This is a genomic window from Roseobacter ponti, assembly GCF_012932215.1.
GTDB classification, from domain to species: Bacteria; Pseudomonadota; Alphaproteobacteria; order Rhodobacterales; family Rhodobacteraceae; genus Roseobacter; species Roseobacter ponti.
Genome location: NZ_CP048788.1, coordinates 2235864 through 2253136 on the forward strand (window position 1 = coordinate 2235864; position 17273 = coordinate 2253136).

The following is a 17273-nucleotide window of genomic DNA, read 5'->3' on the forward strand; positions in this document are numbered from 1 at the left end:
CTGCGATCAGTAATCGCGCTCAAAGAAAAGACCGATGCTGCTCTGTCCTTCGGAGCCTACGGTGGCACGGCCCTTAAGCGCATCCGTCAGGTCGATATTGATTGAGATATCCGTGCCGTCCTCGGCGCTTGCAGAGACATCGGTGTAAATATCATCGGTGAGATATTTACCGGCGGTCACTTTGGTATCGCCGCTTTCGCTGGTCGAAACGTCCAGCTCATCAAGCCCGATACCGGTGCGCAGGCGCCCGAAAACCCCGACACCGCCACGCCCGGTCAGCTCGGCAATACCGTTCGCCAGCTGCAGCGCCTGAAACCCTGAAATCTCAGAGACATAGCGGCCAAAGATGATCAGCGACAACACCTCGTCGGGCGGGTATTCGGGGTTAGAGGTAAACTCAAACTCCAGCGCATCGGCAGGCCCTTCTATGATAATACTGCCGGTGCCGTCGGGGATCTCTGTGGTCGACACGAACCGGATGTACGGGACCAGGCTGCCCTGAAAATCAATCGTGCCCTCATCGAGATCGAAACGTTTTGCAATAATATCAAGCCGACCGCGGATCAGATCAAAGCTGCCGGCGGAGATGATATTATTGGTATTGCCGGTGATCTCCAGAGAGCCGCCAAGCTCGGCGTTGACCCCGCGGCCCCGCACAAATATCTGCGACGGTGCGTTGACCCTGATCGACAGCGGATAGGCCGGCCCTGCGCCCGATCGGGCCGTTGTTTCCTGCGGGATGACACCGGCACGCGCGCGCGTGCGGTTGACCGGAGCGGTCGCTCCGATGTGGCGGATGTCCGGGATCGCGCCGATGCTGGTCACACCGGTTGAAGGCACCGTCACATCCACTCCGTCGATATTGATGGTACCGTCGATACGCGCCCCGCCGGTCAGCGGGCCGTTCACCGTGACATCGCCGTTGAGGGTGGTTGTGTAAAGCCTCGGGTCAGTAAGAACCGCGCCGCGCAGACCGATGCTCAGATCTGCCGCCAGACTGCTCAGATTGACACCGCCGTTCACGACAATCCGACCCCCTGCCGCCACGCGGGTTTCGGCATCGATACGCGCCGAGCCACCGTTCAGAGCAATGGTGGTCCGCAGGTCCTCGAGCCCGATGCGCAGATTTGGCGCGGAAAAGCGTGCGTCTGAGGTTTCAATCCGCCCGGTCACAGACGAGAGCGCCGGCGGGCCATCGACGGCAAGATCAAACCGCGCCTGCCCCAGCAGGCTGCGCGGTGCCAGGAAAGGCTGCGAGAGACCCAGGGGCGCAGACCCGCTGGCGGTCAGATCCAGGTTTCCGTTCTCACGCACGAGACCCGCCACTACCGCATTGGACCCGGCCGGGCCGTTGGCGGAGGTATCAATCTGCCAGCCCTCACTCTGACGGCGTGCCGTGCCGGCCACGTCAAAGGGTCCCGGCAGTTCCGGCACCAGCACGGACAGATCCGGTATCGCGGCTTCAAAGGCGAGATCAGCATCCGGCCCGGTGGCCAGCCCCGACACGAGCGCATTTACCCCGTCTGGTCCGTCTGCATCCAGATCAACGCGGTATCCGTCTTCGGTGAGCCACAGTCGCGCATCCGCCTGTGCCGGGCCGCTGACGGCTGCCAGCAAGGGCTTCACTTCGGGCACAGACACCGCAACCGTCAGATCCGTGTCCGGTCCGGTGGCCAGTCCTTTGATTGCGGCTTTCGCCTCATAGGGACCGTCCGCCGTGACATCCACACGGTAGCCTGTTTCTGTCTGCCAGACGCGCGCATCTGCAGCCAGAGGACCGGAAACCGAGGGTACCAGGGGCTGCACATCCGGCAGGCTCACGGTTATATCCAGATCTGCATCCGGACCGGTTGCGAGGCCTTCGACTGCGGCTTTCGCCCTGTAGGGACCGTCCGCAGTAACATCCACGCGGTAACCGTCAGGCGTCTGCCAGACGCGGGCATCCGCATCCACAGGCCCGGTGACCGAGGGCAACAGGGGCTGAACATCCGGCAGGCTCAGGGCGATGTTGAGATCAGCATCGGGGCCTGTGGCCAGGCCTTCTACGGCTACTTTCGCGGCGTATGGACCATCCGCCTCCACGTCCACCCGGTAGCCGCCGGGCGTCTGCCAGACGCGGGCCTCCGCATCAACAGGGCCGGAGACCGACGGCACCAGCGGCTGCAAATCCGGCAGGCTCAACGCGATATCGAGATCGGCGTCCGGGCCGGTGGCGAGGCCTTCGATAGCAGCCCGCGCCGCATAAGGGCCGTCTGCTTCAAATTCCACGCGGTAGCCTTCGGGCGACTGGAAAACCCGGCCGTCTGCCCGCAGCGCGCCGGTGATATCGGGCACCAGCGGCTCCAGATCCGGTACGCTGATGCGCAGGCCCACATCTGCATCCGGGCCGGTGGCCAGCCCCTCAGCGGCGATTTCGGCCTCATAGGGCCCGGCCGCGGCAAAATCGACACGGTAGCCTTCCGGCGATTGCCAGACCCGACCGTTCGCCGACAGCGACCCGGTGATGTCCGGCACCAGCGGTGCGACATCCGGCAGGTTAAGATCGATCCGCAGATCTGCATCCGGCCCGGTGGCGAGCCCGGCCACCGAAAGTGTCCCGTCATAGGGCGCATCGAGATCCGCATCCACACGCCAGCCGTTCGCGTTTTCGGATGCTGACCCGTCAAAGACCACAGCCCCTTCGTACTGCGGCAGCACAAGGCCGATATCCGCGAGTGCGGCACGTGCGGTTACAACGCTCTCGCCGGGATCCAGCGCCACATCGGCGGTGACATCCAGCGCGTCGTTTTTCAGCACCAGATCGCGCACAAAGGTCCCGGTGTCATCGCGCACCGCCGTGACGGACAGTTCGGTCAGCCCCGTCAGCACGGCATCGGCCTGCGGAATATCGACGGCGATATCTTCGGTGGTCCCGGCCACGTTCAGATCAAAGGTTCCGGCCAGCGGCGTCACACGCCCCCTGACCTTCACATCCACCGAACCGCCCAGAGACCGGCCCGCGAGTGCTTCGAAGCGCCCGATGTTTCCCGCAGACACCGCGAGATTCAGCGTGGTGGGAAAACCGTTCTGCAGCCCTTCGACGGTGATTTCACCCCCAAGGCCATAGTCGGCACCGGTGATATTGAGGGCAACAACCTCAATCGGGCCGTCTTCGATATAATCAATGCTGGCCCGGCCGGTGATGCGATCGCCAAGAGCGCGCGCTACCGAAGGATCGGTCATTTCCACCTCGGTCGCCGTGAACTCAAGATCAGTGAAGAGCTCACCGATGCTGCCCGGGGCGGCATCCAGCGATCCGTCCAGCGTCAGCTGCGTACGGCCGATGCTGATCTCATCCCGTGCAAGGCTCAGGATATCGAAAACGCCCAGCAGCGCGTTATCCTGTGCGGCGTCGAAATCGACACTCAGCTTTACATCGCCGACGGTCATGCCGTCGCCCGAGCCCGGCAGCAGAACCGGCTCGCCTTCCCGGAAAATGCGCCCGTCGATATCGATAAAGGCAGGCCATTTGTCTGAGTTCAGCCGCACACTGCCATCGAGTGATACGGACTCCGCACCAAAGGAAAAGGCGCTGACATCAATCTCGCCACCGGCGGCAAGCACCGTATCGGCCACAAAGCTGATATCCGATCCGAAAAACTCCCAGTATTCTTCGGGAATAAGCGGCCGCACGTCACCGCTGATTTCGGCCAGCACACGGCGATCCGGCGTATCGTCCGTGCCTGTTCCTTCCAGGGCGGCGAGGGAAACAGCACCCGTCAGGCGGGGCTGATCAGCCGTGGTCAGGGCGATGTCCGCAGTGAAATCATCCAGCGGCCCCTCGCCTTTCACAGCCAGATAGACGGTCGGTCTGTCCGGCAGGTTCAGCGTATTGGCGACAAGACCATCCTCGCCCTCGTCAATTTCGATATCCACCGAGATCGCTTCGTTTTCGCGCAGAAAACTGGCGCGGATCACAAATTCGCCCTGTGCGTCGTCGATCCTGTCAGCCGTCAGATCAATCACCGCGCCCTCATCGTCAAGCTTTGCTGCGGCACGCAGGTTCAGTTCGGCCGCAATGCCCATCACCTCTTCGCCCAGCGAAATACGCCCGATCTCAAAATCCGCGATGTTCACACTGACCGGCAGCTCCGGCAGGGCAAATCCGGAAGCCTCGGCATCCGGAACCTCGATGGTTTCAACCGGGTCCGGCAGACGTGGAATTTCAAGCGTCGCGGCGGTCAGGCTCTGGACCTGAAGCCGTCCGCGCAGCAGCGCGGTGCGCTGCCAGTTCAGCGTCACATCCCTGAGGATCAGCCAGTCGCCTGAAGGGTCGGAGATGGTCATGACGTCAAAGCTGGCCTCGGAGCTCAGCGCGCCGGAAAAGCCGCGGATGGTGACATCACGTCCTTCGCCGGACAAAAGGTCTTCGATGGTGCGCTCAAGAAAGCTGCCGCCGTCTTCATCCTGTGCTGCGACGGTAAAGGTCAGAGCAGCCAGAAACGCGAAGGTGAATACCAGAAGCCTCAAAACGATTGTCCTATGCCGATGTAAACCTGAAAAGAGGCCGCGTCCTGATCGCCGGACACCACAGTTGCAACGTCAAAGCGGATGGGGCCGATCGGCGTGTCATAGCGGACGCCCAGACCTGCGCCGGACTGCCATTCGCCCGACCCGTCCGGGAAAGCCTCGGCCCCGATATAGCCTGCGTCGAAAAAGCCGACGAGCCCCAGGGCACCACTGGTGCGGTAGCGGACTTCGGCCTGCAGGCCGATGAAGGACCGGCCACCTGCAATCTGGCCACCGCCCAGATCCACACCGAGCGATTCAAAATCATGACCGCGCACGGTGCCACCGCCGCCGGAATAGAACAGAAAATCGGCCGGCGCATCGGCAAGCGAGGGCCCGGCGACCGATCCGAGCTGCCCGCGCAGGGCAAGCGTGGTACTGCCGAACGTTCTGTATCCGCGCAGGTCAACCTCGGAGAGCAGGCCGTTGTCTGTGCCATCAATGGCCAGAAAAGGCGTCAGGCCGAGGTCGAGATAATATCCGCGCCGCGCATCCAGTTCACTGTCGCGATAGTCGAAGTTCAGCCCGGTGGGCACCATAAAGATCAGATAGCTGCTCTCTCCGAAAACATCGCGCGTGTTTGCACGCTGGAACGCTCCGCCGAAGCGATATTTGCGCTGGTCGGAGGCAAAGCGTTCAATACCCGCGCCGATCGTCGCCTGGCGCGAGAAATAGTTCACAGAATCAATCTGTTCGATCTCTGCAAGCAGGTAAAGATCAGTGTCTTCGTTAAAGGTCGCGGGCCGCTGATACCGCACCCCGAGCGAGTAATCGATGCCCCCTGTGTCGCCCCCGATGCCCGAGACTTCGGCATCAAAGCGCAGCCGTTCCGCACCGCCGAAATAGTTGCGGTGCAGCCAGTAGGCAGACAGCGAGACGCCCTCTTCGGTGCCAAGCTCTCCGCCGAACCCGAAGCGGCGCGGCTTGGCCTCTGCCACCCGCGCGGTGATGGGCAGCGTATCGCCCGGACCGGGCTGTTCGGCCTCGATCATCGCGACAGCGCCAAAGGCCCCGGACCGGCGCAGACGCCCGGCGGCATCGTTCAGCTCATCAGGGGAAAAGTCTTCTCCCACCGGCAGGCCGGCAATCTCTAATATCCGCTCGGTCCGTACCGCTTCATTGCCGCGTACGGTCAGCGGGCCAAAGCGCAGCTTTGGTCCCGGTGTCAGGGTCAGATCTACGTCGATCCGTTCTTCCCTGTGGCGCGCGGTGATCTTTTGTTGCGTCAGCGTGGCTTTCGCGTGGCCCGCGTCGCGCCAGCCACCGACACCGGCGGCGGCAGCGCCGCTGATCTGGCTCAGTCGGGCAGGCTCGCCGCTGCGAAAGCCCTCGGGCAGTTCTGTTTCAGGCGCCAGCGGGTCTATTTCTGTCTTGCCAAAGCGAAAAGCGGTGCCCGGCTGAACGGTGATCACCGCCCTGCTGATTGACGCGGGCGGGTTCACGATCTGTATGCCCGTTGCTTCTCGCCCGTCTATTCGAATTTCAATGACCGGGCTGAAATATCCCTGATCATAAAGGATCGCCAGCAGGCGCTTGTAGTCGGCCTGGGCAACCGAAACGATTTCCTGCGGGCGCACCGGCGGCGCGTCGTCGTCATCCCCGGACGCGGCTTCCGCCTGCTCAAAAAGCAGTGAGCCGTTTTCCAGCGTTTCGCGCAAATCGTCATCCAGAGGTCCGGTCAGCGAAACCTCGAGTGCGGATGCTGCCTGTGCCTGCAGCGCCAGCCAGAAAGCAACGGAAGAAAATCCGGCCGCACGGCGCAGATATGTCCTGCTCAGATACCTGAAATACATCTTCCCCCCGGAACGAACCCCGCCTGATCAACACGATCAGCCACACACAAACACGCTCTCCCCGACTTTTCTACCGGACTTCTTAACCGGACTGCAATCGGGCAAAGCGACCCACACCGAGAATAATGCGCCCACCGGCGAGCACCCGCCATATTCAGGGCAGATTGTGATGAACAGCCCCGGTTTCATCGTTTTTGCGTGCAATGCAGACCTGCCATGGACCCAGATGCAGACGATTCTCTGCGCCGGGCCGTGCGCCGCCAAGTTCGGCACCGATTGTTTCCCAGTCGCCGGGCGGCAGCGCATGCATCGAGGGGGTGTCGGACATATTAAATGCACAGAAAAGCGTCTGATCGGCGGAGCGGCGGGTAAAATGCAGCACATCACCATAGGCGAAGACACCGTTATGACTGCCGTGGCGCAGTGCCGGGTTTGCTTTGCGGAAAGCAATGGCAGCGCGGTAGTGATGCAGGATTGATCCCGGAGCGCGCTCCTGTTCCTCAACGGCCCTGCTGAGATGGCTGTGGGCCACCGGCAGCCACGGATTATGGTCGGTAAACCCACCGTTCTGGTCATCTGCGACCCAGACCATCGGCGTGCGACAGCCGTCGCGGCCCCTGAACTCCGGCCAGAATTCAATGCCGTAGGGATCCTGCAGATCTTCAAAAGGCACATCTGCCTCGGGCAGCCCAAGCTCCTCTCCCTGATAAAGACAGGCAGACCCCGGCAGGCACATCAGTAAGGTTGCATGCAACCGGCGCGCCGCCGGGCTGAGATCCCAGCGGGTGCTGTGACGCGTAACATCATGGTTAGAGAAGGCCCAGGCCGCCCAGCCATGCCGCGCGACCCGGCTCAGCTCATCAAAGACCTGCGCAACCCCGGTCGCCGTCAGGCGGTCGGGCGCCAGAAACTCAAAGCCATAGCACATATGCACGCCGTCTTTACCGCTGGTGTACTGCCCCAGCAGCTCAAGGCCACGGCGTCCGTCTCCTACTTCGCCCAGTGATGTGATGCCATCGTATTCATCAAGCAACCGACGGAAACGCGCCAGAAAAGCAAGGTTTTCGGGCCGGTTGCGCGAATAGATATGATCCTGATGATTGTAGGGGTTCACGCTGGGCGCTATTTTTGCCGTGCGCTCTTCGGGCGGCAGCGGCGGGTTATCGCGCAACTCATTATCGTGGAAATAGAAATTGATTGTGTCCAGACGAAAGCCGTCCACCCCCCGGTCCAGCCAAAAGCGCGTCACGCCCAGAAGCGCGTTCTGCACATCCTCGCTGTGCAGATTAAGATCGGGCTGTGAGGTCAGGAAATTGTGCAGGAAATACTGTTCGCGGCGCGGGTCCCACTGCCAGGCCGTGCCGCCAAAGATCGACAGCCAGTTGTTGGGTGCCGTGCCATCCGGTTTCGGGTCTGCCCAGACGTACCAGTTGCTGCGCGGCCCCTCACGACTGCTGCGGCTTTCGGTAAACCAGGGATGAATATCCGACGTATGCGACAGCACCAGATCGATCATCACCTTTAAACCGTGCTCGTGGGCTGTCTCGACCAGTGTGTCAAAATCAGCAAGCGTGCCGAACATCGGGTCGACATCGCAGTAATCGCTGACGTCGTAGCCGAAATCCTTCATAGGCGAAGTGAAAAACGGCGAGATCCAGACCGCATCAACGCCCAGCCCTGCGACATAGGGGATGCGGCTGACGATCCCGGCTAGATCGCCGATGCCATCGCCGTTGCTGTCCTGAAAACTGCGGGGATAGATCTGGTAAATAGTACAACCGCGCCACCAGTCGTCGGGCGCGGTTGCAGGGTCTGTATCGATCATTGCACGTCCGGAATTCTCAGCATCCGCGGCAGCTTAACCGCGGTTTTGCCGTTTGGGAAGCGCAGGATCAGGCAACTTCGGCAGTGTGAAACGATGCGACGAAATCGTCGATCACCGCATCAAACTCAGGGTCCTGGCGGGCGAGGTGCAGTTCAGCAGCCAGCATCCCGGCTTTGGAGCCGCAGTCAAAGCGTATTCCCTCAAAACGGAACCCCGCAAGCCCGGTGGTCTCAATGCCCCGCGCAATGGCGTCGGTAAGCTGAATTTCACCCCCGGCCCCCGGTTCCTGTGAGCGGAGCGTTTCAAAAATACTGCCGTCGAGCACATAACGGCCCACGGCCGCTGTGGTGGACGGTGCCTCTTCGGCGGCAGGCTTTTCAACCATCCGGTCTGCATAGGCGAAAGGCCCGTCGCGGCGCGCCACAGAGAGAATACCATAGCTGGAAACGGCCTCACGCGGAACTTCCATAGTTGCCACCATATGGCCGGCCTCGGACGTGTTGTAAGCCTCGATCATCTGGGTCAGGCAGCCGGTTTTTCCGAGGATCAGATCGTCCGGCAGAATGACGGCCACTGCGCCCGGGAGCGCGTGTTCGGCGGCACAGAGGATCGCGTGGCCAAGGCCCAGCGGCTCGTCCTGCATTACAAATATGACGTCGTGATCATCCTCATCAATTGCTGCTTTCCGGAGTCGGTCCGCAAGTCTCGCCTTGCCCCGTTCTTTCAGCGTGGCGCGTAATTCTGCATCATCGAGAACATGGTGCTCAATAGCGTCTTTCGAGGGGTGGCTGACGAAAATCATGCGCTCAACCCCGGCCGCCTGCGCCTCTTCAATCGCATACTGAATGAGCGGTGTGTCCAGAACCGGCAAAAGCTCTTTGGGCACCGATTTGGTCGCTGGCATGAACCGTGTTCCAAGACCTGCTACCGGAAAAATCGCTGTTCTCACATTCTGGTCTGTCACTTACTCGCTCCTTGTTATTGCTGCGACGCAGCGCCTGCCTTTAAGTTAGGAATAATCGGTTCAATGTCAAAAAAACGACATTTTGGATTTTCCGAATTCAGCTCATACTCCACTACGGAGTCTGTCGGATCTTAAAAACGCATTCCCGCGATTGCGTGTCCACAAAACAATGGATTTTTGGCAGAAACTGATCGCTGCCGTACCTCATTGCACCAGTACATCGTCTGAACCCCTGTTCTGGTTCCACGGAATCTGCCTCCGGCGGCAAATTTATTATTTCAGCATTTCCGATGTCAGATGCCTGCTTTTTAAGCATCTGGCGAAAATCTTCGAGGCAGGAATGCCGGTTTGCGACCTCACACCTTGATGCGGCGTCGAATGTGTTTAGCTCAGGCTGAACGGAACTTTTGCACTGCAGCGATGTTTGTGACCAGTGCGATCGGGGAAAGCGCACAAATCTGAGGAACAGCGATGACCAGAACAGGTAATTCATCTTCATCCGCACCCAAGACAGCGCCTTATGACCGGATTGCCGTAATCGGGTCCGGGGCCTGGGGCACGGCACTCGCCAATGTGGCTGCGGTGGCGGGCCGGCAGGTACGCATCTACGGACGCAACAGAGAGACGGTCGATGCGATCAATAACGTGCATCAGAATACCACGTATCTGCCGGACGTGCCGCTCGCTCCTTCTCTGAGCGCCACCACGCAGATGTCCCAGGCGCTCACCGGCGCCGACGCCGTGATCATGGTCGTGCCCTCGGGCGCCGTACGCAAGGTTGCCGCTGAAGTGAATAATTTCATCCCGCCTGGCGTCCCCGTCGCGGTCTGTACCAAGGGGATCGAGCCCGGCAGCGGGTTGCTGATGTCTCAGGTCGCGCATGAAGAGCTCGGACACGTTCCCGTCGGCACAATCTCCGGGCCGACATTCGCGCGCGAGACCGCACTCGGACACCCGACGGCGGCAACGGTCGCGTTCGAATTCAGCCACCAGGACCGGCTTGATCCCTATGCGAGCCCTGCTGCGCGCATGGCGCTTTCGATGAGCACCGGATCCTTCAAAACCTATATCTCTGATGATCTGATCGGGGTTGAAATCGGCGGCGCTGTAAAGAACGTGATCGCGATCGGCTGCGGCATGATGACGGGGGCCGGCTTTGCCGAAAATACCCGCGCGGCGCTGATCACCCGGGGCATATACGAAATGAAGGTGCTTGCCGAAGCACTTGGCGGGCGGCGGGAAACTGTCACCGGGCTTGCCGGGGCCGGAGATCTGACGCTCACCTGTTCGAGCCAGACGTCGCGCAATATGTCGCTTGGCGTGCAGCTTGGTCAGGGACGCAGGCGCGCCGACTGTTTCGACGGACGCGCGGTTGTGGTCGAGGGCGAGGCCAATGCCCGCTCGATTGTCGACCTGGCGCGACGTGTTAACGTGTCGATGCCGATCTGTGAAACGGTCGACGCCATCCTGCACGATGGCGCGGAACTGAACGAGGCTTTTGCCGCACTCTGGACACGCCCCATTGAGGGCGAGCCGCGCACGCTCGACATTTCGTTGCGCAATCCGGCCCGGCCAAGCCTCAGCAATCTGAACGGAGAGTGATGTGAGTACCGATCTATCCGGACACCGGTTTGTCCTGGCGACAGATCTCGACGGAACATTCCTTGGCGGCAGTAAGGCCGACCGGGCGCGGCTTTATGACTGGATCGAGGATAACCGCGCCAGCGTCGGCCTGATCTTTGTCAGCGGCCGGGATCCGGAGTTTATCCACCAGCTGTGCGGCAGCGGTGTGCCCTGGCCCGATTATGTGATCGGTGACGTCGGTACCACCATTGCCCGTGTCACTTCCGGCCGAGAGATCGCGCCGATCGAAGCACTTGAAGAAGACATCGCATCACGCTGGAAAGACAGTGGAAAAAAAGTGCGAGAAGCTCTCGACGGACACCCCGGTCTTGAGGTGCAGCCAACAGGTTTCCGTTACCGGGTCAGTTACGACTACGACCCTGAGCGTTTTGACCCTTCGGCAAAAGATAAAATCGAAGCGATGGGTCTTGATGTGCTGATTTCGGACAACCGCTTCTTTGACGTGCTGCCCGGTGGGGTGAGCAAGGGGCCGTCTTTGCTGCGTCTGCTGAGCCATCTGGATATCGCAACAGGTGACGTCCTTGCGGCGGGTGATACGCTTAACGATCTGTCGATGCTGGTGGCCGGCACCCCGGCGGTTGCAGTTGGCGGATCAGAAAAACCGCTGCTTGATGCGCTGCCCGAGGCGGACCGTATCTTCCGCGCCGGGGATATAGGAGCGGGTGGTATTCTGGAGGCAGTGCGCTATTTTAACCTGCATGCCGCACCGGAAAAGGTCTGACCCATGCCCTCCGATCTTGTGATCGTCTACCACCGTCAACCCTATGAAGAAGTCGAGGAAAACGGCAAAACCGTTTTTCGTGAAAACAAGAGCCCCAACGGCATTGTCCCGACGCTAAAAAGCTTTTTCGGCACGGCAGAGCACGCATCCTGGATCGCCTGGAAGCTGGCCAAAGACCCGTCAAACCCGGAATTCGACAAGGTAGTGGAAATTTCTGATGTGCACGGCGACTACACCGTGTCCCGCCTGCCGCTGACGCATGAGCAGGTCAGCAGCTTTTATCATGTCTCCTCGAAAGAGGCTTTCTGGCCGATCCTGCACAGCTTTAAAGAGAAATTTAACTATGATCCTGTGGACTGGCCGACGTTCCGTGAAGTGAACTGGGCGTTTGCCGAAGCAGCCGCACGCGAGGCGGCACAGGGCGCGCGCGTATGGGTGCATGACTACAATCTCTGGCTGGTGCCCGGGTATCTGCGCCAGCTACGCTCGGACGTGACGATCTCGTTTTTCCACCACACGCCTTTTCCGGCTGCGGATATGTTCAACGTGCTGCCCTGGCGGCGCGAAATCGTCAAAAGCCTTCTCGACTGTGACATCGTGGGATTTCACATTCCGCGCTATGCCGCCAATTTCGTCTCTGTCGCGCGCAGTATGTTCGATGTCGATGTGCTGCGCCGTGAAGCCGTGGGAGATGATCTGATTTCGGACGGTACCGCGCTCAGTGAACGCAGCGCACCGGTGCTGATCGGTTTTGAAGGCCGCGAGATATCAATCAGCTCATCCGCTGTGGGCGTCTCAACCGGATTTATCGAAGACCGCGCGACCGACCCCAAGGTGATAGCTGCCGCCAAAGAGGTGCGCGAAGGCCTCGGGGACTGCCGGCTGATCCTCTCGGTGGGCAGAACCGATTATACCAAGGGCGGCGTGGACCAGCTCGAAAGCTTTGAGCGGGTTCTGGACGATCATCCTGAACTGCGCGGTACGGTTAAGCTCATGCATGTGTCGGTCAGCGCTGATCGCAACATGTCGGCTTATGCCCGCACGCAGACCGGGATCGAAGAAACCGCAGGTCGCATCAACGGTCGTTTCGGCACACTTGAATGGCAGCCTATCGCGTTGATTTCAAGAGCAATTCCGTTTGACGACCTGATTAAATATTACCTCGCAGCGGATGTCGCCTGGATCACGCCGCTCGTGGACGGGATGAACCTTGTCTGTAAGGAGTATGTCGCTGCCCGTACGGATGGCGACGGTGTACTGGTGCTGTCGGAATTCGCCGGTGCTGCGGTTGAACTTAATTCGGCCGTGGTGACCAACCCGTTTTCACACCGGTCTATGGATCAGGCGATCCTGCAGGCGCTGGACATGCCCGAAGAAGAGCGTCGTTCCCGCATGGCGGAACTGCGCCGGGTGGTGAAGCTTTATTCAGTCGCGTCCTGGGGTGAAGAACAGCAGCGACAGTTTGATGATGCTCTGGCGCGTAAAGCCGTGAAGAGTGCGGCGACAGAATCCGCGTAAATCCCGCAGTGAACCGTCCGGGGCACCGGTCTCAGACAGTCGCACCGTCCGAGGCCGTAACAACCACATCACTGTCAATCGCCAGAGTGGCGAGCACTTCCCCGGCACCGCCCACATACTGATAGATGGTAAGCGCGTTGCCGTCAGCATCAGTGACCCCGGGACCTGCAACCTGGTTCAGGGCATCGCCGGCTGCCACCTCAAAACTAACCGCATCACCGGCATTGCCGAGGATCGTCGCACTTTCCGGCAGCGCCGCTGCGAGCAGGTCTTCAAGGCTTTCGTCGGCTGTGGAGGACAGATCGACCACATCCGCAAGTGACAGGGTGAGCGTATCGTTCTGGCCATTGTCCATATCGATCACTTCGATGTCTGTCAGGTCCAGACTGGCGAGAACCGCGTTGATGTCTCCCACATCGCCGAGAAAGAGCGTGTCGCGCCCTGCCCCGCCGTCAATGATTTCGGTGCCCGAGGGCGCATCGGTCACTTCGATGGTATCGTCACCCGCGCCCGCCAGGATCACGTCATCGCCGGTGCCGCCGTTGATCAGGTCATCACCGTCATAGCCGAGGATCACATCATTGCCGCCTGCGCCAGAAATGGTATCAGCCTGATCGCTGCCAAAGAGCAGGTCCGCACCGCTGAGCCCGGCGATGTCCTGCGCATCGGCGGCTTTGCCGATTTCATCTGACGAGAAGAGATCGATCTCAATCGTGTCGTCATTGCTGTCGGTGCTGAATTTCGCCCGCACGTTCACGCGGTTCACATCACCGAGAAGGGCCGCGATATTCTCGATCGAGGCAAGCGGCAGCTCATAGTCCACTCCTTCCACGATCAGTGCATCACTGGTCTCATCTGCAATTATCTGTACCGGCCCGCCGTCCACCTCAAGTTCGACCTCAAGCGAGACAAGCTGCGGATTGAAGAGCGCCGTATCAAGCAGCCCTTCGGTCAGCTGGTCGGGAGATGACAGTTCCTGCGCGCCGGGGTCCACCAGCAGCAGTTCGTCAAAGACCACGTCGCCGATGCCAAAGGCATTGATGATGACCGGCTCTCGCCCGTCTGCCGGATTCCTGAGCGCGTCCACCGCAGATTCCCACCCGGCACTGTTCGGCTGACCGTCAGTGAAGAAAATCAGATAGTTCGTCTCAACCGCGGGCTCCGAAAGCAGGAAATCACCCGCTGTCAGCAGCGCATCCTTCCAGTTCGTGCCGACCCCCAGATAGGGCAGCGTGCTGACGGCCCCGGGCAGCCCGGGATCATTCAGATCATAGATTGCCGTGGCCGTGCTGGTGGAGGAAAAGCTGATCAGCTGCACGTCGACGGTGGTTGTCGACCCATCGAACTGATCGCGCAGAATGTCGACCGCGGATCCCACAGCGCCGAGAAGGGATTCCCAGTCCGCAGGCGAAATGCTGCCCGAGCTGTCGAGCACAAAGACCACGTTCACCGCATTCGTCGCCGCCGTCTCCACCACGTCAATGGCCACGGCACCGGCTGCTGTTTCGGCTGTCGCACCGGTGCTCAGACCAATGGATACATTATCGTCCCCCGAGGCATCGCTGTTTTCGACAACAATATCGAGCCGCGCCGTCGAGACCCCGCCGGCGCCGTCATCCACCTGATATGTGATGCGTTCGATCCCGAGAAAACCAGGATCGGGTGTGTAAGAGAAAATGCCGTCCGGCGACAATGTGACCGTGCCGTCATCGGGGCCGATTGTGACGCTGAAAGTCAGCGTGCCGGCGCCATCAACGTCCGATGCCGTCAGCGTGCCGCCGATGGCCTCTCCGTCCACGGTTTCAAAGACAGATACCGGGACGAGTTCGGGCGTGTCATTGGTGCCGGTGATCACGACGCTGACAGTCTCGGTGACCTGCTGACCGGTGATATCTGTGGCCAAAGCCGTCAGGGTTTCGGTCACGGTCTCGCCCAGATCAAGTGGATCGGCTGCGAGGTTGTCGAGCGTGTAGCTCCAGGTGCCGTCTGCCAGCAGCGTAAAGCTGCCATAGGCCACGGCAACGGCGCCCACGGACCAGACCGCCGACCCGCCGGTATCGGGATCAGTCGCGGTGATCTGACCTGAGACGGTGACATCCTCACTGCCTTCGGGCACGGCACCGCTGGCATCCGCTGCTGTGCTGGTAATCACGGGCAGATCATCGGTACCGGTCAGCGTGATCGTCACGACCTGATCAGCGGTCGCGCCGGTGTCGTCGGTCACCGTAGCCGTATAGGTCTCGGTTACAACCTCACCACCGCCAAGGCTTACGGCCGCAACCGCATCAAGAGCATAGGTCCAGTCACCGTTCGCCGCGATGCTGAAACTGCCAAAGGCAGAGCTGCCCGCACCCGACCAGACGAGAACCGCATCCGCATCCGCATCTTCTGCGACCAGCGTGCCCTCTGCGATCACCGGACCCGCGCCATCTGTCAGCGCACCGGTCGTGGTGGAGGAGGTGACAACCACTACCGGTACATCCGGCAGCGCCGAGACAGTCACAGAAACCGTGGCATCGGCAAAATCACCCGCCGGGTCAGTGACCCGTACCGTAAAGCTGTCGGTGCCCGCGAAATCGGCATCCGGCGTGTAAGAGTACGTGCCGTCAGTCTGCAGCGCGACCGCACCGTTCGACGGTGTTGCGGTGATGGAGAAAGTCAGCAGATCGCCATCAATATCGCTGGCTGCGATCACGCCGATCACGGCATTGTCTTCTGAGACGCCGGTGCTCTGATCGGTGGTCTGCGGCGCGTCATTGACGGGCAGAACAGTGACGATCACAAACCCCTCGACCGCCCCGCCCGCCGCGTCGGTGGCCGTTACCGTGAAGGTGTCCGTACCGTTGAAATCCGGGTCCGGAACAAAATCAAAGGTGCCGTCAGGGTTCAGCGAGGCAGTACCGTTACCCGGTGCGCTGGTGATGGCAAAGGTCACCCCCGCGACACCGCCACTGATAACAGAAACACTCCCGGTGATGGCTGCGGCAGCCGTTGCGTCCTCCGGCCCTGAAACCAGGATAACGGGCGGCTCAGAGGGCTCCTCAAGCAGATTGAGGCCCTCGTCAAACGGGGTGAAGTCTTCGGCGTCGTCGCCCTGGATGTCGGGCGGTTGTTCGATGGTGTCGGCTTCATCAATGGAATCAACTTCCAGATCCGTGCCCGCGCCGCCGCCGTCGGAGCCGGTCGCAGACTGCCCGCCGGCATCCCCGAGCGACACAAAAGTATCGCCTGCCTCAACCCGGTTCACAGCACTTCGGAAGGCGGCGAAGGCTTCGGCAATCAGGAGGTTGTCGCTGGCATCATCATCGAGTGTGCGCGGCACTTCCCGGCTTTCGCCGTTGCTCGACACCAGCCATTTGACGTCCGTTCCGCTGATGTTGGCCAGCAGATTGCCCTGAAGATCAAAGACTTCAATCTGGCCCACATCACCGTCCGGGTCGCGGGTCAGCGTGATTTCACTGGTCACGACGCCCGCGTCCGTGCCAACCGACACAAGCACCGTTGTTCCACGGATGCCCATGGTGGAAGAGGGCGTGCTGACTTCCATGCCGCCGGTTTTCGCCACCTGACCCGCGATGAAGACAAACCCGCCCTGAATAAGGCTGAAACTGCCGGAGTTGTCATTGGCATCGGGATCAAAGATCAGCTCATCGATGACCATGCGCGACGCTGATGACAGCGTGAAAATGGTGCCGTCGACAAAGGTCACGGAGACCGAAGCGCCGTCACCCGTGATCAGTACATCCTGCTGGAAAACCTTGGTCCCGACCTGCAGTGTCTCGACGGTCCCGTCAGCGCGCTGCACTGTGGTCTCGCCCTCTGCCGTCTCGACCTGGCCGATTGCGGCTGCGGCCCCGGTCTGCGCGGCACCGGCCTGAGCATACTGTCCCGGCGTTAGGGGACCGGCGAGCAGTTCGACCAGATCGCCGCGCAGCACAGCACCGTCAGGCGCAAAAAGACCGGCGGGCGGGGATGCGGCAAAATACCCGGGCAGATAAACATCCGGCACGCCATCATAGCTGATGGTGAGGTCATTGCCACTGCGTGAAAACGCACCGCTGAAGAGCTGAGCGGCATCCGGCACGACGATGTGCCCGGACGCGTCCGGCTCCGGCGTCAGCGGCGCTGGTCCGCTCTGGATGTTTTCTGAAATCTGCAAAGACACGACGTTAATTCCCGGTTGCGTATTTTCAGACATTTTTACTGATACACATCCGGTGCGTATGTGAAGAACCACACACTACGCCCGATAAAAGACAA

8 protein-coding genes are annotated in these 17273 nt (G+C 60.7%); 3 read left to right on the forward strand and 5 right to left on the reverse strand.

What is annotated here, in order from left to right; translation table 11 throughout:
• Nucleotides 1-6: 6 nt before the first annotated feature.
• The 4 genes from G3256_RS10765 to G3256_RS10780 all read right to left on the reverse strand — a co-directional run bounded on the left by G3256_RS10765 (nucleotide 7) and on the right by G3256_RS10780 (nucleotide 9130).
• Entirely contained in the window at nucleotides 7-4509 is a 4503-nt protein-coding gene (locus G3256_RS10765; RefSeq protein WP_169640817.1) for a translocation/assembly module TamB domain-containing protein, read from the reverse strand.
• Nucleotides 4506-6341 (reverse strand): autotransporter assembly complex protein TamA, encoded by a 1836-nt coding sequence (locus tag G3256_RS10770; RefSeq protein WP_169640818.1) that lies wholly within the window; start codon nucleotides 6339-6341, stop codon nucleotides 4506-4508. The genes G3256_RS10765 and G3256_RS10770 overlap by 4 nt, the downstream gene beginning before the upstream one ends.
• Nucleotides 6342-6495: 154 nt before the next feature.
• Entirely contained in the window at nucleotides 6496-8166 is a 1671-nt protein-coding gene (locus G3256_RS10775; protein ID WP_169640819.1) for an alpha-amylase family glycosyl hydrolase, read from the reverse strand.
• A 67-nt stretch (nucleotides 8167-8233) separates the two neighbouring features.
• Nucleotides 8234-9130 carry a UTP--glucose-1-phosphate uridylyltransferase gene (locus G3256_RS10780; protein WP_246227535.1) on the reverse strand — a complete coding sequence of 299 codons (897 nt, stop codon included), beginning with the start codon at nucleotides 9128-9130 and terminating at the stop codon, nucleotides 8234-8236.
• 471 nt (nucleotides 9131-9601) lie between these two features.
• On the opposite strand from G3256_RS10780, the gene G3256_RS10785 reads away from it, so the two are divergent.
• From G3256_RS10785 to ggpS, 3 genes are read left to right on the forward strand one after another with little or no spacing between them, the layout of a single operon-like run.
• A complete protein-coding gene (locus G3256_RS10785) occupies nucleotides 9602-10732 on the forward strand; it encodes an NAD(P)H-dependent glycerol-3-phosphate dehydrogenase (RefSeq protein WP_169640820.1) in 1131 nt (376 codons plus the stop codon).
• Nucleotide 10733: 1 nt separating this feature from the next.
• On the forward strand, nucleotides 10734-11495 hold the full coding sequence (locus tag G3256_RS10790; RefSeq protein WP_169640821.1) for an HAD-IIB family hydrolase: 762 nt from the start codon (nucleotides 10734-10736) through the stop codon (nucleotides 11493-11495).
• A gap of 3 nt (nucleotides 11496-11498) precedes the next feature.
• On the forward strand, nucleotides 11499-13013 hold the full coding sequence (ggpS, locus tag G3256_RS10795; RefSeq protein WP_169640822.1) for a glucosylglycerol-phosphate synthase: 1515 nt from the start codon (nucleotides 11499-11501) through the stop codon (nucleotides 13011-13013).
• Nucleotides 13014-13044: 31 nt separating this feature from the next.
• On the opposite strand, the gene G3256_RS10800 is transcribed toward ggpS, so the two are convergent.
• On the reverse strand, nucleotides 13045-17178 hold the full coding sequence (locus G3256_RS10800) for an Ig-like domain-containing protein (RefSeq protein WP_169640823.1): 4134 nt from the start codon (nucleotides 17176-17178) through the stop codon (nucleotides 13045-13047).
• Nucleotides 17179-17273: the final 95 nt, after the last annotated feature.